The organism is Agromyces selenitireducens (assembly GCF_052748465.2).
In genome coordinates this window covers 2,021,162-2,042,254 of sequence record NZ_CM188259.1, presented here as the reverse complement: position 1 = coordinate 2,042,254, position 21,093 = coordinate 2,021,162, and the positions used below count along the sequence as shown (strand labels likewise).

Annotated in this window: 22 protein-coding genes; 13 read left to right on the top strand and 9 right to left on the bottom strand. The window is 70.5% G+C overall.

The genetic code is table 11. From position 1 onward, the window contains the following. Window positions 1-18 precede the first annotated feature (18 nt). The 9 genes from ACULK4_RS09490 to lnt all read left to right on the top strand — a co-directional run bounded on the left by ACULK4_RS09490 (window position 19) and on the right by lnt (window position 9,990). Window positions 19-693, top strand: a complete 675-nt coding sequence (locus ACULK4_RS09490) for an HAD family hydrolase (RefSeq protein ID WP_445964185.1) — start codon at window positions 19-21, stop codon at window positions 691-693. Then, window positions 690-1,706, top strand: a complete 1,017-nt coding sequence (locus tag ACULK4_RS09485) for a tRNA (adenine-N1)-methyltransferase (RefSeq protein WP_445964184.1) — start codon at window positions 690-692, stop codon at window positions 1,704-1,706. Before ACULK4_RS09490 ends, ACULK4_RS09485 begins: the two co-directional genes overlap by 4 nt. Before the next feature lie 39 nt (window positions 1,707-1,745). Continuing rightward, window positions 1,746-2,687: an FKBP-type peptidyl-prolyl cis-trans isomerase gene (locus ACULK4_RS09480; RefSeq protein WP_445964183.1), complete on the top strand. Its 942-nt coding sequence runs from the start codon at window positions 1,746-1,748 to the stop codon at window positions 2,685-2,687. 49 nt (window positions 2,688-2,736) lie between these two features. Continuing rightward, on the top strand, window positions 2,737-3,756 hold the full coding sequence (locus tag ACULK4_RS09475) for a helix-turn-helix transcriptional regulator (protein ID WP_445964182.1): 1,020 nt from the start codon (window positions 2,737-2,739) through the stop codon (window positions 3,754-3,756). Window positions 3,757-3,785: 29 nt separating this feature from the next. Further along, entirely contained in the window at window positions 3,786-4,772 is a 987-nt protein-coding gene (locus tag ACULK4_RS09470; protein WP_445964181.1) for a helix-turn-helix transcriptional regulator, read from the top strand. Window positions 4,773-4,836: 64 nt separating this feature from the next. Next, window positions 4,837-5,136 carry a twin-arginine translocase TatA/TatE family subunit gene (gene tatA, locus ACULK4_RS09465; protein WP_445964180.1) on the top strand — a complete coding sequence of 100 codons (300 nt, stop codon included), beginning with the start codon at window positions 4,837-4,839 and terminating at the stop codon, window positions 5,134-5,136. A gap of 49 nt (window positions 5,137-5,185) precedes the next feature. Further along, window positions 5,186-5,935, top strand: coding sequence for a twin-arginine translocase subunit TatC (tatC, locus tag ACULK4_RS09460; protein WP_445964703.1), 750 nt, complete (start codon window positions 5,186-5,188; stop codon window positions 5,933-5,935). Window positions 5,936-5,947: 12 nt separating this feature from the next. Continuing rightward, entirely contained in the window at window positions 5,948-8,377 is a 2,430-nt protein-coding gene (locus ACULK4_RS09455) for a DEAD/DEAH box helicase (RefSeq protein WP_445964179.1), read from the top strand. Beyond that, window positions 8,374-9,990: an apolipoprotein N-acyltransferase gene (gene lnt / locus ACULK4_RS09450; RefSeq protein ID WP_445964178.1), complete on the top strand. Its 1,617-nt coding sequence runs from the start codon at window positions 8,374-8,376 to the stop codon at window positions 9,988-9,990. Before ACULK4_RS09455 ends, lnt begins: the two co-directional genes overlap by 4 nt. Here lnt and ACULK4_RS09445 read toward each other — a convergent pair. The 6 genes from ACULK4_RS09445 to ACULK4_RS09420 all read right to left on the bottom strand — a co-directional run bounded on the left by ACULK4_RS09445 (window position 9,987) and on the right by ACULK4_RS09420 (window position 14,073). Next, window positions 9,987-10,352, bottom strand: coding sequence for an RNA polymerase-binding protein RbpA (locus ACULK4_RS09445; protein ID WP_445964177.1), 366 nt, complete (start codon window positions 10,350-10,352; stop codon window positions 9,987-9,989). The genes lnt and ACULK4_RS09445 overlap by 4 nt on opposite strands. An 86-nt stretch (window positions 10,353-10,438) precedes the next feature. Next, entirely contained in the window at window positions 10,439-11,158 is a 720-nt protein-coding gene (locus ACULK4_RS09440) for a glycerophosphodiester phosphodiesterase family protein (RefSeq protein WP_445964176.1), read from the bottom strand. 43 nt (window positions 11,159-11,201) lie between these two features. After that, window positions 11,202-12,149 (bottom strand): SPFH domain-containing protein, encoded by a 948-nt coding sequence (locus ACULK4_RS09435; protein ID WP_501043309.1) that lies wholly within the window; start codon window positions 12,147-12,149, stop codon window positions 11,202-11,204. Between the two features lie 34 nt (window positions 12,150-12,183). Further along, window positions 12,184-12,654 carry an NfeD family protein gene (locus tag ACULK4_RS09430; protein WP_445964174.1) on the bottom strand — a complete coding sequence of 157 codons (471 nt, stop codon included), beginning with the start codon at window positions 12,652-12,654 and terminating at the stop codon, window positions 12,184-12,186. A gap of 43 nt (window positions 12,655-12,697) precedes the next feature. Next, the gene (locus ACULK4_RS09425) at window positions 12,698-13,585 is read right to left on the bottom strand and encodes an SPFH domain-containing protein (protein ID WP_445964702.1); all 888 of its coding nucleotides are present in this window, start codon (window positions 13,583-13,585) and stop codon (window positions 12,698-12,700) included. Between the two features lie 14 nt (window positions 13,586-13,599). After that, the gene (locus tag ACULK4_RS09420; RefSeq protein ID WP_445964173.1) at window positions 13,600-14,073 is read right to left on the bottom strand and encodes an NfeD family protein; all 474 of its coding nucleotides are present in this window, start codon (window positions 14,071-14,073) and stop codon (window positions 13,600-13,602) included. Window positions 14,074-14,194: 121 nt separating this feature from the next. Here ACULK4_RS09420 and ACULK4_RS09415 point away from each other — a divergent pair, with 121 nt between their 5' ends. After that, window positions 14,195-14,962, top strand: coding sequence for an SDR family oxidoreductase (locus tag ACULK4_RS09415; protein ID WP_445964172.1), 768 nt, complete (start codon window positions 14,195-14,197; stop codon window positions 14,960-14,962). Window positions 14,963-15,034: 72 nt separating this feature from the next. On the opposite strand, the gene ACULK4_RS09410 is transcribed toward ACULK4_RS09415, so the two are convergent. From ACULK4_RS09410 to ACULK4_RS09400, 3 genes are all read right to left on the bottom strand, one after another. Next, window positions 15,035-15,643 carry an HdeD family acid-resistance protein gene (locus ACULK4_RS09410; RefSeq protein WP_445964171.1) on the bottom strand — a complete coding sequence of 203 codons (609 nt, stop codon included), beginning with the start codon at window positions 15,641-15,643 and terminating at the stop codon, window positions 15,035-15,037. Between the two features lie 87 nt (window positions 15,644-15,730). After that, complete coding sequence (locus tag ACULK4_RS09405; protein ID WP_445964170.1) at window positions 15,731-16,852, bottom strand: 1-acyl-sn-glycerol-3-phosphate acyltransferase; 1,122 nt, start codon at window positions 16,850-16,852, stop codon at window positions 15,731-15,733. Then, complete coding sequence (locus ACULK4_RS09400) at window positions 16,852-17,691, bottom strand: patatin-like phospholipase family protein (protein WP_445964169.1); 840 nt, start codon at window positions 17,689-17,691, stop codon at window positions 16,852-16,854. Before ACULK4_RS09400 ends, ACULK4_RS09405 begins: the two co-directional genes overlap by 1 nt. A gap of 131 nt (window positions 17,692-17,822) precedes the next feature. On the opposite strand from ACULK4_RS09400, the gene ACULK4_RS09395 reads away from it, so the two are divergent. From ACULK4_RS09395 to ACULK4_RS09385, 3 genes are read left to right on the top strand one after another with little or no spacing between them, the layout of a single operon-like run. Next, the gene (locus ACULK4_RS09395; RefSeq protein ID WP_445964168.1) at window positions 17,823-18,266 is read left to right on the top strand and encodes a helix-turn-helix transcriptional regulator; all 444 of its coding nucleotides are present in this window, start codon (window positions 17,823-17,825) and stop codon (window positions 18,264-18,266) included. A 10-nt stretch (window positions 18,267-18,276) separates the two neighbouring features. Next, the gene (locus ACULK4_RS09390; protein ID WP_445964167.1) at window positions 18,277-18,687 is read left to right on the top strand and encodes a VOC family protein; all 411 of its coding nucleotides are present in this window, start codon (window positions 18,277-18,279) and stop codon (window positions 18,685-18,687) included. Window positions 18,688-18,689: 2 nt separating this feature from the next. Then, window positions 18,690-21,077 carry an ATP-binding cassette domain-containing protein gene (locus ACULK4_RS09385; protein ID WP_445964166.1) on the top strand — a complete coding sequence of 796 codons (2,388 nt, stop codon included), beginning with the start codon at window positions 18,690-18,692 and terminating at the stop codon, window positions 21,075-21,077. Window positions 21,078-21,093 lie beyond the last annotated feature (16 nt).

Genomic DNA, 21,093 nt, shown 5'->3' with positions numbered 1-21,093 from the left:
CGGATAGAATCGCCCGTTGTGATCAGACCCCTCCCCGCCGCCGTCCTCTGGGACATGGACGGCACCCTCGTCGACACCGAGCCGTACTGGATGCGGGCGGAGGGCGAACTCGTCCGCGAGTTCGGCGGTGACTGGACCGACGAGGACGCGCTGCAGGTCGTCGGCGCCGGCCTCTGGGAGGCCGCCGCCGTGTTCCAGCGGGCGGGCGTCGACCTCGACGCCGACACCATCGTCGCGCGACTGACCGCACGCGTGCGCGAGCAGCTCGCCGAGCACGGCGTGCCGTGGCAACCGGGCGCGCAGGCGCTGCTGAAGTCGGTGCGCGACGCCGCTGTCCCGACCGCGCTCGTGACGATGTCCGTCCGCGCGATGGCCGAGGACATCGTCGCGGCCATCCCGTTCGAGGCGTTCGACCTGCTCGTCACGGGCGACGAGGTCGCCGAGCCGAAGCCGCACCCCGAGCCCTACCTCACGGCCGCCGAGCGACTCGGCGTCGACATCGCCGAGTGCGTCGCGATCGAGGACTCCGTGCCGGGGCTGCGCTCCGCGGCATCCGCCGGCACCGTCGCGATCGGCGTGCCGCACATGGTGCCGCTCGACCCGGCCGCCGCGCACGTCATCTGGGACAGTCTCGACGGCCGGACGATCGACGACATCGCACGCGTCATGGCCTCCGCGAAGGAACGCGCGTGAGCCGCGGCGAGGCGAGCGGGCCCTTCCGCGCCGGCGACCGCGTGCAGCTGACCGGACCGAAGGGCCGCCTGCACACGATCACGCTCGAGCCGGGCAAGCTCTTCCACTCCCACAAGGGGCCGATCGCGCACGACGACCTCATCGGCCGGCCCGACGGCTCCGTCGTCGCCAACCAGGTCGGCGTCGAGTACCTCGCGCTCCGGCCGCTGCTCAGCGACTTCGTGATGTCGATGCCGCGCGGCGCGGCGATCGTCTACCCGAAGGACGCCGCGCAGATCCTCGCCCAGGCCGACGTCTTCCCGGGCGCGACCGTGGTCGAGGCGGGCGTCGGCTCCGGTGCGCTCTCGCTCTGGCTGCTGCGCGCGATCGGCCCGGCCGGTCGCCTGCTGTCGTTCGAGCGCCGCGAGGAGTTCGCCGACGTCGCGCGCGGCAACGTCGCGACCTTCCACGGCGAGGACCCCGCGAACTGGTCCATCACGCTCGGCGACCTCGCCGAGGCGCTGCCCGAGCAGGCGCCCGCGGCATCCGTCGATCGCGTGGTGCTCGACATGCTCGCCCCCTGGGAGTGCGTCGCCGCCGTCTCCACCGCATTGAAGCCCGGCGGCGTGCTGCTCTGCTACATCGCGACCGTCACCCAGCTCTCGCGGGTCGCCGAGGCGATCCGGGCGACCGGCTGGTACACCGAGCCGCAGGCGAGCGAGACCATGGTCCGCGGATGGCACGTGCAGGGCCTCGCGGTCCGACCCGACCACCGCATGATCGCCCACACCGGGTTCCTCCTCACCGCGCGCCGGCTCGCGCCCGGCACGGTGCTGCCCGAGCTCAAGCGCCGCCCGTCGAAGACCGAGTTCAGCGACGAGGATTTCGAGGCCTGGACCCCGGGCGCCCTCGGCGAGCGCAACGTCAGCGACAAGGTGCTCCGCAAGCGCGCGCGTGCAGCGGATGCCGCGGCCCGCCGTTCGCGCGGTGACGACGACACCCCACCCGACACCGAGACGGCCGACGCCGACTAGGCTGTCTGCGCCCGTTCCACCCAGACGAAACGAGGACCCGTGCGACTCCCGCTCGCGCTTCTGGCCACCGCGACCGCCGTCGCGGTCACGCTCACCGGCTGCACCGCGGCACCCGAACCCGAGGCGACCTCCGGTGCCTCGTCCGACCTCATCGAGGTCGAGGGCGACTTCGGCGACGAGCCCCGGGTCGACTTCCCGACGCCGGTCTCGCCGTCGGAGACCCAGTGCACGGAGGTCATCGAGGGCGACGGCGACCGGCTCGTGGCGGGCCAGCAGGCACTGGTGGGCCTCGCCGTCTACAACGGGTCGACCGGCGAGGAGCTCACCGTCGGCGGGTTCGGCGAGGAGGAGCCCGTGCCGATCCTGCTCGGCGGCGGCGGCATCCCGGGGTTCGCCAAGGGACTGAGCTGTGCGCGTGAGGGCTCCCGCGTCGCCGTGGTCGTGCCGCCCGCCGACGCGTTCGGCGAAGCCGGCAACGAGCAGCTCGGCATCGGTCCCGAGGACAGCCTCGTGGCGGTGTTCGACGTGCAGCGCGCCTTCCTCCGGAAGGCGGACGGCGCTCCGCAGCTCTCGCGCGACGGCTTCCCCGCCGTGGTCACGGCGCCCGATGGTCGACCCGGCATCACGGTGCCCGACACGGAGCCGTTCGAGACGACCGAGGTCGAGGTGCTCAAGGCCGGCTCGGGGGACGTCGTGGAGGACGGAGACCAGGTCGTCGTGCACTACACCGGCGTGCTCTGGTCCGACAACGAGGTGTTCGACTCGACCTGGGAGAACGGCGGGCCCACGGCCTTCGTCGTCGCCGAGGGCGAGGGATCGCAGGTGGTTCCTGGGTTCTCGGAGGCGATCATCGGCCAGACGGTCGGGTCCCAGGTGGGCGTCGTGATCGCACCCGAGGACGGCTACGGCGACACCGAGCAGCCGGGCATCCCCGCTGGCTCGACGCTGTTCTTCGTCATCGACATCCTCGGCGTGGTGTGACGGGCGGGCGCATCCTCCGCCCGGTGCGCCGGTCAGTATGATCGCTGACGTGGCGACATCCAAGCGCACGGGGGAGCCGAGGATCCCGGTCGAGGACCGGCTGTTCAGCCTCGTGCTCGCGTTGCTCGCGACCGAGACGGGGCTGCTGAAGTCCGAGATCCTCTCGACCGTGCGCGGCTACGCCGAGCGATACGACGACCGCGGCGGCAATGCCAACCTCGAGCGGCAGTTCGAACGCGACAAGGACGAGATCCGCGACCTCGGCATCCCGCTCGAGACGATCGAGTCGCCCGACCGGCCCGGCGACAACCAGGCCCTTCGGTACCGGATACCGAAGGGCGACTACGACCTCCCCGTCGACGTGCGCTTCACGCCCGACGAGCTGGCGCTGCTCGGGCTCGCCGCCGAGGTGTGGCGTGAGGCGTCGCTGTCGGCCGACTCGCAGCGCGCGCTCACGAAGCTCCGCTCGCTCGGCATCGAGCCGCGGGAGCCCGTCATCGGCTACGCGCCACGGCTCCGGGTGCGGGATGCCGCCTTCGAGCCGCTCCGGCAGGCGCTCGACAAGCGACAGCGCGTCCGCTTCCGCTACCTCAAGCCGGGGGAGCACGAGCCGCGACTGCGCACGGTGGAACCGTACGCGGTCGTGCTGCACGAGGGCCGCTGGCACCTGCACGGCCGCGACGCCGACGCAGCGGGGCCCCGCACCTTCCTGCTGTCGCGCATCGTCGGCGACGTGCACACCCTCGCGGGCACGGCGTTCGACCCGCCGCCCGCCGACGTCCAGGATCGCGTGCTCGCCGACCTCCAGGCCTTGCGGCAGGCGAACGTCGCCGACCTCGCGGTGAGCGCGGGATCCGACGCCGAGGTGCGGCTCGGGAAGCGGGCGGTGCGGTCCGACGAGGACGCCGGCGTCATCCGCCTGCACTACACCGATGCGGCCGTGTTCGCCGACGAGCTCGCCTCGTACGGCCCGGAGGTGCGCGTGATCTCGCCCGCGCCGCTCCGGGGCGCGGTGCGCGAGCGGCTCGCCGCCGTCGCCGCCGCGCACCGAGCGGGAGGAACACGATGAAGGGGCCGTCGCCGCGTCGAGCGGCCGGTATGCGGGCCCCCGACAAGCTCGTGTTCCTGCTCGCGCTCGTGCCGTACCTGCTCGAGCAGCGTGTCGTCGACGTCTCCGAGGCCGCGGCGCACTTCGGCGTCGGCGAGGAGGAGATCCGCGACGCGGTGAAGCTCATCGCCACGTCGGGCCTGCCCGGGGCGACCGGCACCTACCAGCCGAACGACCTGTTCGACATCGACTGGGACTCGTTCGAGGAGGACGACGTCATCGTGATCGTCCACCACGTCGCGATCGACGATGCGCCGAGGCTCTCCGCACGCGAGGCCGCGGCGCTCATCGCGGGCCTGCAGTACCTGTCCGCGTCGCCCGAGAACGCCGGGAGCGCGTCGCTGGCCGCGCTCACCGAGAAGCTGCGGGCCGGGGCCTCTGCGGCGCCGAGCAGGCTGGCGGTGGCCGAAGAGGCCGCGGACGCCTCCCTCGCCGTGGTGCGTCGCGCCGTGGCATCCGGCCGGCAGCTCGAGTTCGACTACCTCAATGCGCGCGGCGAGCGACGGCACCGACGGGTGGATCCGCTCCGCATCGCGTCGCTCGGCGCGGACTGGTACCTGCAGGCGTTCGACCACTTGCGTGAGGACGTGCGCAACTTCCGCATCGACCGCATGAGCGGGCTCGAGGTGGCCGAGGAGCCGATCGCCGACCACTCCGATCGGGCCATCCCCGAGACGCTGTTCCAGGCGTCCGACACCGACCTCGAGATCGTGGTGGACGTCGCGCCTGCGACCCTGCCGTTGCTCGCCGACTACCTCGCCGACTCCACGACGACCGAGATCGACGGCCGCCTGCGCGTCACGCTGCGACTCGCGCACGTGCACGGCCTCAAGCGGCTCGTCGCGGGCCTTCCCGGCCTCGTCACGGTCGTCTCGCCCGCCGAGGCCCGCGCGGTGGTCGCGGAATGGGCGGAGGCCGGGCTGGCCGGCTACCCGGACGATCCGTCCGAATCGACCCGCGACCCGGAGACCGAGTGAGGCGGACCGCCGGATCGACCGGGTAGACTGGCCGGACCATCCCGCCAGAATTGGACGAGCACCTATGTTTGGAAACGCCTTCACCGGTTGGCACGCGCTGATCATCCTCCTGGTGATCCTGCTGCTGTTCGGTGCGCCGAAGCTGCCCGCGCTCGCGCGCAGCCTGGGCCAGTCGATGAAGATCCTGAAGAGCGAGGTCCGGTCGGACTCCGAGGAGCGCACCGACGCGTCCGACGATACGGCGACCACCGACGCGCCCGCGAGCGGAGCATCGACGACCTCGTCGACTGCGGCGAGCACTCCCACCGCGTCCGCGGCCCCCGCCGATCCGGCGAAGCGCACGGACGCCGGCCCGAACGCCTAGCCCTGTGACCGCCGTGAAGGATCGCGGCAGCGCGAACCGCGAGAAGCGGATGTCGCTCGGCGCGCACCTCGTCGAGCTGCGGAAGCGGCTGTTCAGGTCTGCCATCGCCATCGTCCTCGGGGCGGTCGTCGGCTGGATCCTGACGGACCTCTTCATCTGGAACGCGATCCAGGCGCCCGTCGAAGCGGTGGCCGAGGCGCAGGGCGGCGGGGGCATCATCTTCCCGACGATCTCCAGCGCGTTCGATCTCCGCCTGCAGGTGGCGTTCACGGTCGGAATCGTCATCTCCAGCCCGGTGTGGCTGTACCAGATCTTCGCGTTCCTCGTTCCCGGCCTGAACCAGCGCGAACGCAAGTTCTCGTTCATCTTCCTGGCGTCGGCGATCCCGCTGTTCCTCGCGGGTTGCGCTGCCGGCTGGTTCGTCCTTCCCAACATCGTCAAGCTCATGACCGGGTTCGTCCCGGAGGGCAGCGAATCGCTGCTCACCGCGAAGGAGTACTACGACTTCGTCCTGAAGCTCGTGCTCGCCATCGGCATCGCCTTCGTGGTCCCCGTGTTCATCGTGCTGCTGAACCTCGCCGGCGTCATCAGCGCCGCGTCGATCATCAAGTCGTGGCGTGTGGCGATCCTCGTCATCACCCTGTTCACCGCGATCGCCACCCCGTCGGCCGACGTCGTGTCGATGTTCATGCTGGCGATCCCCATGATCGGGCTGTATTTCGGCGCGTACGGCATCGCCTACCTGCATGACAAGCGGGTCGCCAAGCGCCTGGAGCGGGAGTTCGGCACGCCTGTCTAGGCTGGAGGGGTGATGAGCCTCTCGCCGGCGGAACGCTACGCCCTGTCCCGGCAGCAACGGCGCCAGCCGAGGCTGCAGGAGTTCGCGGCGAACCTCTCCTTCGACCTCGACCCCTTCCAGCGGGCCGCGTGCGGCGCCCTCGACGAGGGCCGCAGCGTGCTCGTCGCCGCACCCACGGGCGCCGGCAAGACGGTCGTGGCGGAGTACGCCGTATACCTCGCCATGCTGTCCGGCGACGAGAAGGTGTTCTACACGACGCCGATCAAGGCGCTGTCGAACCAGAAGTACCAGGAGTTCGTCGAGGCCTGGGGGGCGAGGAACGTCGGACTCCTCACGGGGGACACCAACATCAACTCCTCGGCGCGCATCGTCGTGATGACGACCGAGGTGCTGCGGAACATGCTCTACGCCGATTCGCCGCTGCTCGACCGGCTCGCGTACGTCGTCATGGACGAGGTGCACTACCTCGCCGACCGCTTCCGCGGTGCGGTGTGGGAGGAGGTGATCATCCACCTTCCCGAGGAGGTGCGCCTGGTCTCGCTGAGCGCCACAGTCTCGAACGCCGAGGAGTTCGGAGACTGGCTGCAGGCGGTGCGCGGCGACACCGACGTCATCGTCTCGGAGCAGCGCCCCGTGCCGCTCGAGCAGCACGTGCTCGTCGGCGGCAAGCTCGTCGACCTGTTCGACTCGTCGGGTCAGGCGGCGACGCACCGGGTGAATCCCGAACTCCAGCGCCTGGCCCGCGCGGGCGGCCGATCGATCCGTGGCCGCTCGGAGCGCGGCCGCCGCGGCAGCGACCGGGGGCGCTTCCACCAGGGCGGCCCGGGCGGCGGGCGCATCGATCGGCCTGATGTCGTCGCACTGCTCCACTCGAAGCACCTGCTGCCTGCGATCGTCTTCATCTTCTCGCGCGCCGGGTGCGACCAGGCCGTCCGCCAGGTGCTCCGCAGCGGCATCCGCCTCACCGACACCGCCGAGCGCGACGAGATCAGGGCGATCGTCGAGGAGCGGGCGCGGATGCTGCGCGACGACGACCTCGCCGTGCTCGGGTACTGGGAGTGGCTCGAAGGGCTGCAGCGGGGCGTGGCGGCGCACCATGCGGGCATGCTCCCGACGTTCAAGGAGATCGTCGAGGACCTCTTCCAGCGCAAGCTGCTGAAGGTCGTGTTCGCGACCGAGACGCTCGCGCTGGGTGTCAACATGCCCGCGCGGTCGGTCGTGCTCGAGAAGCTCGAGAAGTTCAACGGCGAGGCGCGCGTGCCCATCACGCCGGGGGAGTACACGCAGCTCACGGGCCGCGCGGGTCGCCGCGGCATCGACGTCGAGGGCCACTCGGTCATCCAGTGGATCGACGGACTCGACCCCGAGGCCGTGGCATCACTCGCCTCGCGCCGCAGCTATCCGCTCAACTCCAGCTTCTCGCCGACCTACAACATGGCCGTGAACCTCGTCGACCAGTTCGGTCGAGAACGCACGCGCCAGGTGCTCGAGCTGTCGTTCGCCCAGTTCCAGGCCGACCGGGCCGTCGTCGACCTCGCGCGCACGCTGCGCAAGCAGGAGGAGTCGATGGCCGGCTTCGAGAAGGCGATGCAGTGCCACCTCGGCGATTTCGGAGAGTACGCCGCGATGCGCCGGCGCATCTCCGACCTCGAACGTCAGCAGTCGAAGGGCAACGCGACGCACGCCCAGCGAGAGCGGATGCAGCGCGAGCTCGCCGCCGAACGCAAGCGCATGCGCGCGCACCCCTGCCACGGCTGCGCCGAGCGCGAGCAGCACTCGCGCTGGGCGGAGCGCTGGTGGCGCCTCAAGCGCGATCACGACGACCTCAGCCGGCAGATCCGCACTCGGACCGGGCAGGTCGCCAAGCGGTTCGACCGCGTCGCGGAAGTGCTCGAGCGGCTCGGGTACCTCGAATCCGACGGTCAGGGCGGCCTCGTCTCGACGGCGGCGGGCCGCACCCTCAAGCGGATCTACGGCGAACGCGACCTCCTCGTCGCCGAGTCGCTCCGTCGCGGCCTGTGGGACGGGCTCGACGTGGCCGGCATCGCGGCGATGGCGGCAGCGCTCGTGTACGAGCCGCGGCGCGACGATCGCGGCATCCAGTTCCGGCTGCCCAAGGGACCGTTCCGCATCGCCTTCGATCGCACGACCGACGCGTGGAGCGAGCTCGACGACGTCGAGCGCGACCACCGTCTGCCCGGCACCGAGCAACCGTCGCCGGCGCTCGCCTCGGCCATGCACGCGTGGGCTCGGGGCGCGGCGCTCGGCAGCGTCCTGTCGGAGACCGAGCTCGCCGCGGGCGACTTCGTGCGGCTGTCCAAGCAGGTCGTCGACCTGCTCGACCAGGTGTCGATCGTCGCCGACGCCGAGCTCGGTGCGACCGCGCGCGCCGCGATCGACGCGGTGCGTCGCGGCGTGGTCGCCTACGGTGCGGCGGCATGAGCGCGGTGCCCACGCGAACGGATGCCACGGCCGCGGCATCCGTCGACGCCACCCGGCCGCTGATGCCGCTGTGGGCGGCGCTCATCGTGTCCGCCCTCGGCGGCGTCGTGTACGACCTCGGTTTCCCGGGCGCGAGCGTGTGGCCGCTCGCGTTCGCCGGCATCGCGATGGCGCTCGTCGCGCTGATCGGCCGGTCGTCGTGGGCGGCGTTCCACATCGGCCTGGCGTTCGGGCTCGCGTTCTACCTCACGCACGTGTCATGGACGTCGCTGTACCTTGGCCCCGTGCCGTGGCTGGCGCTGTCGATCCTCGAATCGTGGTTCGTCGCAGGTGGGGCGGTGCTCATCGCACTCGCGTACCGTTGGGTGCCGCGGGCCACCTCGTCGCGCTGGGCACGGCTCCTGCTCCTCCCGCTGCTCGTCGCCGGGCTGTGGATCCTCCGCGAGACGGCGACCGGAACACTGCCGTACGGCGGCTTCCCGTGGGGGCGAGCCGCACTCAGCCAGTCCGAGAGCCCGTTCGCGCAGGTGGTCTCCTGGGTCGGATCGAGCGGGCTCGGCCTGGTCATGGTGGTCATCGTCGCGGGTGCCGTCGAGTGGGTCCGGCTGCGAGGATGGCGCGACCTCAGGACCGCGGTCCCCGTGGCGGCGCTGCTCGTCGCGGCGATGGTCGTTCCCGCGTGGCCGACCGTGGCGAGCGGCGAGCTGCGGGTCGCGAGCGTCCAGGGCAATGGGCCGTCGGGCTACTTCGACGAGCGGGAGCCGGGCGACGTGCTCGCCGCGCAACTCGAGGCGACCGAGCCGGTGCTCGACGAGCCCGGGATCGACGTGCTGCTCTGGCCGGAGGGCGGCTCCGACATCGACCCGACCCGGAGCGATGAGGCGGCTCGCGTGTTCGACGACCTGGGCGAACGACTCGATGCCCCGATCGTCCTGAACACGGTCACCGTGGATGACGAGGAGCGGTTCTACAACACGTCCCTGCTGTGGAAGGCCGGCGAGGGGGCCGTCGACCGGTTCTCGAAGCGGAACCCCGTGCCGTTCGGCGAGTACATCCCCGACCGCTGGTTCTTCGATGCGCTCGCCCCGGAGCTCACGGGCCTCATCCAGCGCGGTTACTCGCCGGGGACGGAGCCTCCCGTGTTCGAGCTCGACGGTGCCGTCGCGGGCCTGGCGATCTGCTTCGACGTCATCTACGACGGACTCATCTGGGAGGGCGCACGCGACGGCGCCGAGGTGTACCTGTTCCAGACGAACAACGCCGACTTCCGCGGCACGGACGAGAACCAGCAGCAGCTTGCGATCGCGCGCCTGCGCGCCATCGAGACGGGCCGGAGCGTCGTGAACATCTCGACGGTCGGCACGAGCCAGGTCATCGATCCCGCCGGTCGCACGATCGACTCGCTGCCCGCGTATGAGGCCGGTGCCATGGTCACCGACGTCGAGCTCCGCGAGGGGTTCACCCCGTCGGTGGTGCTCGGCGGATTCGTGCCGACGCTCATCACCCTCGGGGCCATCGCCGGACTCGTCATCGCCGGGGTCCGCGCCGCACAGCAGAACGCCCCGCGCCGGACGGGGTCCGGGCGGGGCGACGGCGTGGAGTCGGCGGCCTAGGCGCCGATCTTCTGCTGGCCTCGACGGGCCCGCAGGTAGTTGAGGCGCTCCTCCAGGAGCTCCTCCAGCTCGGCGCGAGTCCGGCGCTCGAGCAGCATGTCCCAGTGGGTGCGGGCGACCTTCTCGCCCGACCGGTCGATCTCGACCGGCTTCGAGTCGACCAGCAGCACCGCGGAACCGCCGCAGTGACGGCACTCCCACATCTCGGGGGTCTCCGCCTCCGTCGAGAAGGTCATGATCGTCTCTTGGCCGCACGCCTCGCACTGGTACGTGTAGTCCGCACGGTCGGCGAACACGACGCCGTCCTCGCTCTGCAGGCTCTGGGCGCCGATTCGCATGCCCCGAAGGCTCCGGTCCGCCATGGCGTACTCCTCTCGATCGTCACTCAGGTATAGACGATCAAGCTGGGCATCCTCTTCCCGCGGGCTGGGCTTTTGCCGGGCGACTCTCAGTTTCCCGCGACGACGCGCAGTGCGACGTCGGCGCGATCCGTCACGATGCCGTCGACGCCGAGGGCGAGCAGTCGCCGCATGTCGGCCTCGTCGTTGACCGTCCAGACGTGCACCTCGAGGCCCGCCGCGTGGGCCGAGTCGACGAGCGCGGGTGAGAGCAGCCGGATCCGGCCGACCCGCTCGGGGATCTGCAGCGCGTGCGCGCCGGCGACCGCGCGGCGCAGCAACGGCGCACTGCGGGTGACGGATGCTGCGCGCGCGCGGAGCACCGACGCGCGACCCGCCGACGTGGCGACCCCGGGGACCATCGCGGCGAGCCGCCTGCGACGGGCGTCGGAGAACGCGGTGAGCAGCACGCGGTCGGCCCCGTCGGCGCGGCGGACCGCGTCGACGGTCGGCTCGACTCCGGCATCCGTCTTCACGTCGATGTTGAATCGCGTGCTCGGGAACGCGTGCAACAGCTCGCCGAGCGTGGCGAAGCCCTGGCCGGCGCCGAGATCGACGGTCCGGAGGTCGGCGAGCCGCAGGTCGGCGACGCGCTCGCCGCGCCCGACGGCGACCCGCCGAAGCGTGGGGTCGTGAGCCAGCACGGCCTCGCCGTCGGCGCTCACGTGCACGTCCGTCTCGAGGTATTCGACGCCGGCCCGGACCGCATGCTCGAACGCGAGCATGGTGTTCTCGGGTGAGTCGAGCGCGAGGCCCCGGTGCGCCAGCACGCGCGGCCTCGGCGGGTCGAACCATTGCGACGCCACGTGCGGGTCAGCCGGGCAGGTCGGTGGGTGAGCCTGAGGTGCCGGGGGAGCGGTCGCCGGGCTTGGGGGTGAAGGCGTTGCCGATGCCCTTGAGCGCTTCGGTGAGCTCGCTCGGGATGATCCAGAGCTTGTTCGAGGCGCCCTCGGCCAGTTGCGGCAGCATCTGCAGGTACTGGTAGCCGAGCAGCTTCGGGTCGGGGTCGCCCTTGTGGATCGCGTCGAACACGGTGAGGATCGCCTCCGCCTCGCCCTGCGCCCGGAGCACGGCCGCCTTCGCGTCGCCCTCGGCGCGGAGGATCTCGGCCTGCCGGGCACCCTCGGCCTGCAGGATGGCGGCCTGCTTCGTGCCCTCGGCGGTGAGGATCGCGGCGCGCCGGTCGCGCTCGGCGCGCATCTGCTTCTCCATCGAGTCCTGGATCGAATGGGGCGGGTCGATCGCCTTGAGCTCGACCCGGGAGACCCGGATGCCCCACTTGCCGGTGGCTTCGTCGAGCACGATGCGCAACTGCCCGTTGATGTTGTCGCGGCTGGTCAACGCCTCCTCGAGGTTCAACCCGCCGACCACGTTGCGCAGCGTGGTGGTGGTGAGCTGTTCGACCGCACCGAGGTAGTTGTTGATCTCGTAGGTCGCCGCACGCGCGTCGGTGACCTGGAAGTAGACGACGGTGTCGATCGAGACGACGAGGTTGTCCTCCGTGATCACCGGCTGCGGCGGGAACGACACCACCTGCTCGCGCATGTCGACGAGCGGGCGGACCCGGTCGATGAACGGCACGAGGATGTTCAGCCCCGGCGTGAGCGTGCGGTGGTATCGGCCGAGTCGCTCCACCACGCCCGCATACGCCTGCGGGATGATCCGGATCGCGCGGATCAGGGTGACCAGGACGAAGATCCCGACGACGACGAGCAGGACGATGATGAAGATCTGCGTGATGAATCCGTCGATGCTGATCATGCTCGGCGCTCCTCGGTGTGGTCGGGTCGGATCGTCATGCGGGATCCCGCTCGACGGGGGCGATGACCACGGTGGCACCGTCGACGAGGATCACGCGCACGGCGGCCCCGGCTTCGAGCACGCCACGATCGGAGCCCGTCGCGAGGCGCGCGGTCCACGTCTCGCCGTTGGCGAGCTTGACGAGCCCGCCGGTGCCGCTCACCGACGACACCACCAGACCGGACATGCCGTCCAGCGCGGCGACGTTGCTCGGCGTCGGATCTTCTCCCCGTCGCATGTATCTCAGCAGGACCGGCCGGATCAGGAGGATCAGGAGCACCGAGACGGCGGCCGCGGTGAGGAACTGAGCCCACCATTCCCAGCCGAGCAGGTCGGCGCCGAGTCCCGCGACGGATCCGAACGCGATCATCAGGAAGGTGAACTCGAGGGTCAGGAGCTCGATCGTCACGCAGACGAAGATCAGGATGAGCCACATGATCCAGAGGTACTGGCTCAGGTCCACCATCGTGATCGCCCCTTCGACGAATCTATCACCGACTTCCGGGTGTTCAGCCGGGGGAGCGGTCGCCGGGCTTGGGGGTGAAGGCGTTGCCGATGCCCTTGAGCGCTTCGGTGAGCTCGCTCGGGATGATCCAGAGCTTGTTCGAGGCGCCCTCGGCCAGTTGCGGCAGCATCTGCAGGTACTGGTAGCCGAGCAGCTTCGGGTCGGGGTCGCCCTTGTGGATCGCGTCGAACACGGTGAGGATCGCCTCCGCCTCGCCCTGCGCCCGGAGCACGGCCGCCTTCGCGTCGCCCTCGGCGCGGAGGATCTCCCCCTGCCGGGCACCCTCTGCTTCGAGGATCGCGGACTGCTTCGTGCCCTCCGCGGTGAGGATCGCGGCGCGCCGGTCGCGCTCGGCGCGCATCTGCTTCTCCATCGAGTCCTGGATCGACAGCGGCGGGTCGATCGCCTTGAGCTCGACCCGGGAGACCCGGATGCCCCACTTGCCGGTGGCTTCGTCGAGCACGATGCGCAACTGCCCGTTGATGTTGTCGCGGCTGGTCAGCGCCTCCTCGAGGTTCAACCCGCCGACCACGTTGCGCAGCGTGGTGGTGGTGAGCTGTTCGACCGCACCGAGGTAGTTGTTGATCTCGTAGGTCGCCGCACGCGCGTCGGTGACCTGGAAGTAGACGACGGTGTCGATCGAGACGACGAGGTTGTCCTCCGTGATCACCGGCTGCGGCGGGAACGACACCACCTGCTCGCGCATGTCGACGAGGGGCAGCAGCCGGTCGATGAACGGCACGAGGAGGTTGAGGCCCGGCGTGAGTGTCTTGTGATACCGGCCGAGTCGCTCCACAACGCCCGCATACGCCTGCGGGATGATCCGGATCGCGCGTGCGATCACGACGATCGCGAAGATCGCGATCGCCGCGACGACCACCAGCGTGAGGATGGGCCCGATGTCGTTCACGCCTGTGCGCTCCTCTCCATGGGCACGACGACCGCCGTCGCGCCGTCGATACCGGTGACGAGCGTGAGCTCGCCCACGGCGACATCCGCCTGCTCGGTGACCGGCGACAGCCTCGCCGTCCACACGTCGCCGTTCGAGAGCCTGACCTGTCCGCCGGCGGCCGTGACCGTGCGCACCACCTTCGCCTCGACGCCGATGAGGGCGTCGATGTTGCTGCGGGTCGGATCCGCGCCGCGGCGCAGCATCCGCAGCAGTGACGGCCTCAGGGTGAGGATGAGCGCGACCGCCACGACGGAGGCGACGATGAACTGAGCCCACCACGGGATGCCGGTGAGGCCGGACAGCAGCCCGGCGACGCTGCCGAGCGCGAGCATCAGGAAGGTCATCTCGAGGGTGAACACCTCGATGGTCGCGAACACGAGGATCAGCACCAGCCAGGCGATCCACGCGTACTGCGTCAACACATCCACGTTCTCTCCTTCGCGACCCCTTGTCGAACCTAGCAGCGCGTCAGGCGCGCATGGGGGAGTTGGTAGTCTCGGGGGCGCGTCCGAGTGGCGCGCAGACATCCCACGCATCGAGGAGCCCATCGTGACCAACCCGCTCGCCCCCGGATCGCTCGACGGCCGCGTCGCCGTCGTCACCGGATCGTCTCGCGGCATCGGCGCCGACACGGCGCGCTATCTCGCCGGGGCCGGCGCTGCCGTGGTCATCAACTACCGCAGCAAGGCGCCTCGGGCCGAGAAGATCGCGAGCGAGATCACCGCGGCCGGCGGCCGGGCGATCGCGGTCGGCGCCGACCTGACGGATGCCGCGTCGGTGCAGGCCCTCTTCGCGCGCACCGTCTCCGAACTCGGGCCCGTCGACCTCCTGGTCCTCAACGCGTCCGGCGGCATGGAGACCGGCATGGGCGAGGACTACGCGATGCGCCTGAACCGCGACGCGCAGGTCAACGTGGTCGACAACGCGCTCCCGCACCTCGCGGAACGGGCCCGCATCGTGTTCGTCACGAGCCACCAGGCCCACTTCATCCGCACGACGCCGACCATGCCCGAGTACGAGCCCGTGGCACTGTCCAAGCGCGCCGGCGAGGACGCCCTCCGGGCGAAGCTGCCCGAGCTCGAGGCCAGGGGCGTCGAACTCGTCGTCGTCTCCGGCGACATGATCGAGGGCACCATCACCGCGACGTTGCTCGAGCGGGCGAACCCGGGCGCGATCGCCGCCCGCAAGGAGGACGCGGGCAAGCTCTACAACGTGGCCGAGTTCGCCGCCGAGGTGGCCTCCGCGGCGGTCGACCCGCTGCCCGAGAACCACACCCGCTACGTCGGCGACGTCTCAGGGTTCTCGCCCGAGCGGTAGCCCGGGCAGGAAGGCGGGGCCGGTCGAATCCGAGACGACCGGCCCCGCGGCCCGCCCGCGAGCCCCCCGGACTCAGGCGGACAACTGGAGGCCACGGCCGAACGTGAATGCGCGCACGATCTGCATGATGCCGAGCACGATGAGCGCGATGCCGGTCACCCAGAACAGGATCGCGGCGCCCCAGAACGGCGAGAACAGCAGCACGATGCCGGCGATGATGCTGAGGAGGCCGAAGAAGATCGCCCATCCCTTCGAGGCCGAGCTGCCGGCCTGTGCCAGTGCGACGGCGCCCTCGACGATCCAGAGGATGCCGACCAGTACGCCGAGGAAGATGCCGAGCACGACGGCGCTCTCGGTCGGGTTCGACAGCATCAGCACGCCGCCGATCACGAAGAGGATGCCGAGGATGATGTCGAGCGCTCTCGCGCCGCCCGACAGGCCCTTGGAGAAGATGCCGAGCCCGACGTAGGCGAGTCCGGCGATGAGGAAGTAGATGCCGATCATCACGGTGAGGACGATCGCCGAGTCCTTGGGCCAGAACGTGATGAAGATCCCGGCGATGAGGGCGAGGACGCCCGTGATGCCGAGCGTGACGCGGATCGTGTTGACCGCCGACTTCGTGAGCTCGGCCGAATCGAACGCGAAGGCGCTGAAGGCGCTGTTGGATTGCGGGGACGACATTTGCGACGACTCCTTCCGGCGCGCCCGGGGTGGCGCGCTCGGGGTCAGCGTATGCCCGCGATTCGCCGGAAGCGCGGAGCCGACGCGTCATTCCCGGCGTGTCGCGCCCGGGACTCGGCGCGGGTGCTCGGACGGGAAGGAGCGCCGACGACGGATCCGCGCGATGGGCCGTGCCTCGGGGACAGACGTGGGCCTGTGCTCCTCGATCCAGTCGTCGATCTCCTCCCACTCCGCCAGCAGCCAATCGTTGCGTTCGTCGTGGTCGGTCGGGATGTCGGCTCGCGAGACATCCCAGAACCGCATGGTGATGGTCTTGTCGGTGGGCAGCTCCCTCCACACGTCGGTGATGGTGCGGATCCGATCGAGTCCGGTGTGCGCGACGAAGAAGACGTCGGCGTCCGGCGCGGCGTCGATCGCGGCGAACAGGCCCCCCGGCCGCGGGGCCATCACGTTCTGCAGGCGGGCGGCGCGTTCGGCGGCCGCATGCAGGCCGGCCGCGTGCAATCGCTCGATGGCGCCGGTCCGGCGGCGCTCCGTGAAGTTGCCGCCCTCCGGGAAGATCAGCAACGCATCGCGTGGCCCCATGTCGCTCGCGAGCTCGCGGATTCGCCCCTGCAGGACATGGTCGGAGGTCCTTCGGGCGTCCGGTGCCGGCTCCGGGGCGAGGAACCGGTTCGGCAGCCGGTTGAGGACCACGTCGATGGCCGGATCCCACTGCATGGTGTCCTTCATCACGACCCGGGGCGACCGATCGAACCAGTGGTACAGGGCGTGGACGAGGATGAACGAGTCGCCGGGTCCTGCGTGGCGGCTCGCGATGACTCGGGGACCGTCATCGTCGTGGAACCCGGCGGGGACGCGCACGTCGATGTCGAGGCGCAGCACCGCACGCCCGTTCCAGAACAGGAACTCGAGCATCCGCGCGACCAGTCGGTAGTGCGCACGCCGGAAACCGGGGGAGTGGATGCCACGCCCGAAGCCCGAGGCGATCCACAACGCGAACAACGCGATCAGCCCGGCGGCATCCCACAGCAGGTACAGGTAGCCCATCCAGAGCAGGCGGGGGGTCCGGAGTCGGGGCTCGACGAAGATCGACACCGCGGTCGCGACGACGAGCCAGAGCGGGAGGAACGCCGTGAAGACCGCGGCCGCGAGGATGACGGCGGGGGCGAGGACGAGCCGACGAACCCACGTCGGCGGAACGCGCATCAGGCCGGCGAGCCGTCGGTCGCCGGCATCGGCGCGGACTCGTGATCGAGGTAGTCGGATGCCGCGCGATGGGCGCTCTCGATGCGCCGCCGCACCGCGGCCGGGGAGAGGTTGCGGACGATGCGGTTGTCGCGCTCGCTCGAGGTTCCCGTGGGGAGCACGTGCAGCCGCGTTCCGGCGGGAAGCGCGGCGGTGTCCCGGGCGAACCGGTGCCGGCGGGAGATCTCGAACGCGACGCGGGCGTTGTCGAACTGGTTGCGCGGCGCCGAGAGCGGGTACTCGATCCGCCCGACCTGCATGACGTAGATCTCGGTCGCGCCGGCCGCGGCGGCCTCGCTGACGGGAATGGAGTTCACGATGCCGCCGTCGACGAAGTGCTCATCGCCGATCCGCACCGCGGGGAACACGCCCGGAAGCGCGGCCGAGGCGAGCACGGCGGGGATCAGGGGTCCGTCGGTGAACCAGTGCTCGGCGGCGCGCTCGATGCTGGCGGCGCAGCAGCGGAACGCCACCTCGAGCTGTCGGAAGGTGCGCACCTCCGGAAGCGCGCCCTCGAGCAGGCGCAGCAGCGGACCGGGCGACATGACGTGCGCGCGTCCTGGCCGTACGCCGAGGCCCGTGGTGAGCACGCGCGCGTCCTTCGACGTCCAGGCATGATCCAGGCGCTCGACGCTGCGGTCCACGTCCGCGGCGATGATCGCGCCGTTGATGGCGCCGATCGACGTGCCCACGACCAGGTCCGGGCGGATGCCGCGCTCGAGCACCGCGCGGAGCATCCCGACCTGCACGGCCCCGAGTACGCCGCCGCCGCCGAGCACGAACGCCACCTTCGCGGACATGGCGTCATTCTTCCACCGAGCGGGGGACCGCGTCGGGTCGTTCGGCCTCGAACGCACGTTCGAATCGCTCGTTCGGCACCCCCGAGCCCACGTGCTGGACAACGCTCACCCGAAGTGGCAGCATCGCGCACGTGAGCACCAGTCCGGCGGAGGAACAGCGCCTGAACGATCTCGCCCGGCTCCGTCGCGTACGCGATCGGATGGACCGCGAGTACGCGCAGCCGCTCGACGTCGACGCGCTCGCGCGTGGGGTGAACATGTCGGCCGGGCACCTGAGCCGGGAGTTCCGCCGCGCCTACGGCGAATCGCCGTATTCGTACCTCATGACGCGACGGATCGAGCGGGCCATGGCGCTCCTGCAGCGCGGCGACCTGAGCGTCACCGACGTCTGCTTCGCCGTCGGCTGCTCCTCGCTCGGCACGTTCAGCACTCGATTCACCGAGCTCGTCGGGGTGTCGCCGAGCGTCTACCGCCGGACGGCGTCGCACCCCCTGGAGGGCGTCCCGTCCGTCCTCGCCAAGCGGGTGACCAGACCGATCAGGAATCGAGAAGCGGCGGCCGCCGGTCGTCAGTAGCGTGGCCGACATGGACATCACGATTCAGTACACGTTCCTGCCGCACACGGATCCCGAGGCCTCGCTGGAGTTCTACCGCGACACGCTCGGATTCGAGGTGCGGAACGATGTCGGGTACGACGGGATGCGCTGGATCACGGTCGGGCCGGCCGGACAGTCGGCGACGTCGGTCGTGCTCCACCCGCCCGCCGCCGACCCCGGCGTGACCGAGGAGGAACGCCGCACCATCGCGGAGATGATGGCGAAGGGCACGTACGCGAGCATCGTGCTCGCGACCGACGACGTCGACGCCGTGTTCGAGCAGGTGCAGGCCAGCGGCGCCGAGGTCGCCCAGGAGCCGATCGACCAGCCGTACGGCGTCCGCGACTGCGCGTTCCGCGATCCCGCGGGCAACATGGTCCGCATCCAGGAGCCGCGCTGACGATGACGACGACCGGGACCGAGCGTGCGTCGGGCACAGCGCAGCACGTCGCCGACAGCCACGACCTGATCCGCGTGCGGGGGGCGCGCGAGAACAACCTCAAGGACGTCAGCGTCGAGATCCCGAAGCGACGGCTGACCGTGTTCACCGGCGTCTCGGGGTCGGGCAAGAGCTCGCTCGTGTTCGACACCATCGCCGCCGAGTCGCAGCGCATGATCAACGAGACGTACAGTGCGTTCGTCCAGGGTTTCATGCCGACGCTGGCGCGCCCGGACGTCGACGTCCTCGAGGGTCTGACGACGGCGATCCTCGTCGACCAGGAGCGGATGGGCGCGAACGCGCGCTCCACGGTCGGCACGGTCACCGATGCGAACGCGATGCTGCGGATCCTCTTCAGCCGGCTCGGCCGGCCGCACATCGGGTCGCCCCAGGCCTTCTCGTTCAACATCCCGACCGTGCGGGGGAGCGGGTCGATCACGGTCGAACGCGGCGACGGCAAGGCCGTCACGGCCGAGTTCAGCCAGCTCGGCGGCATGTGTCCGCGCTGCGAGGGCATGGGGACGGTCTCCGACATCGACCTGACCCAGCTCTACGACGATCGCAAGTCGCTCGCCGAGGGAGCCCTCACCGTGCCGGGATACAACGCCGAGGGTTGGATGGTCCGGATCTTCAGCGAGTCGGGTTTCCTCGACCCGGACAAGCCGATCCGCGACTACACGGAGGCGGAACTCCACGACTTCCTGTATAAGGAGCCGACCAAGGTCCGGCTGCAGTCCATCAACATGACCTACGAGGGGCTCATCCCGAAGATCCAGAAGTCGTTCCTCTCCAAGGACCGGGAGGCGATGCAGCCGCACATCCGGGCCTTCGTCGAGCGCGCGGTCACGTTCAAGCCCTGCCCTGAGTGCGGCGGGACCCGGCTCAGCGAGGGCGCCAGGTCCTCGAAGATCCGCGGCATCAGCATCGCGGACGCCTGTGCGATGCAGATCAGCGACCTCGCCGAGTGGGTCCGAGACCTCGACGAGCCGTCGGTGGCGCCGCTGCTCTCGACGCTGCGGCAGATCCTCGACTCGTTCGTGGAGATCGGCCTCGGCTACCTCTCGCTCGAGCGTCCGTCGGGAACGCTGTCGGGGGGCGAAGCGCAGCGCACGAAGATGATCCGTCACCTGGGGTCGTCGCTGACGGATGTCACGTACGTCTTCGACGAGCCCACGGTCGGGCTGCACCCGCACGACATCCAGCGAATGAACCGGCTGCTCCTGCAGTTGCGCGACAAGGGCAACACCGTGCTCGTCGTCGAACACAAGCCGGAGGCGATCGCGATCGCCGACCACGTCGTCGACCTCGGCCCGGGCGCCGGCTCCGCCGGCGGCGAGGTGGTGTTCGAGGGCACGGTGGACGGGCTGCGGGGGAGCGGCACCCTCACGGGCCGCCATCTCGACGACCGCGCGACGCTCAAGTCCTCGACGCGCACGCCGACCGGCGCGCTCGAGGTCCGCGGCGCGTCCGCGAACAACCTGCAGGGCGTCGACGTCGACATCCCGCTCGGCGTGCTGACGGTGGTGACCGGCGTCGCCGGATCGGGCAAGAGCTCGCTCATCCACGGCTCGGTCGCCGGGCGCGACGGCGTCGTGTCGGTCGACCAGGGTGCCATCCGCGGGTCGCGTCGCAGCAACCCGGCGACCTACACGGGCATGCTCGAACCGATCCGCAAGGCGTTCGCGAAGGCCAACGGCGTCAAGCCGGCGTTGTTCAGCGCGAACTCGGAGGGAGCATGCCCGAACTGCAACGGTGCCGGGGTCATCTACACCGACCTGGGCCCGATGGCGAGTGTGGCGAGCACCTGCGAGGTCTGCGAAGGACGGCGATTCGACGCGTCCGTGCTCGAGTACCGCTTCGGCGGACGCGACATCAGCGAGGTGCTCGGGATGCCCGTGTCGGAGGCGGAGTCGTTCTTCGGAACGGGGGAGTCGCGCATCCCGGCGGCACACGCCGTCCTGCGGCGGCTCGCGGACGTCGGCCTCGGGTACATCTCGCTCGGGCAACCGCTTACCACGCTGTCGGGGGGTGAGCGGCAACGACTGAAGCTGGCGACCCGCATGGGGGAGCAGGGGCAGGTTTACGTGCTCGACGAGCCCACCACCGGCCTGCACCTGGCCGACGTCGAGCAGCTGCTCGGCCTGCTCGACCGGCTCGTCGCATCCGGCAGGTCGGTCATCGTGATCGAGCACCACCAGGCGGTCATGGCGCACGCCGACTGGATCATCGACCTCGGGCCCGGCGCCGGGCACGACGGCGGCCGCATCGTGTTCGAGGGCACCCCGGCGGATCTGGTCGGCGGTCGCACGACGCTGACCGGGCAGCACCTCGCCGACTACGTCGGCCGATGACCGTTCTGGCATCGAC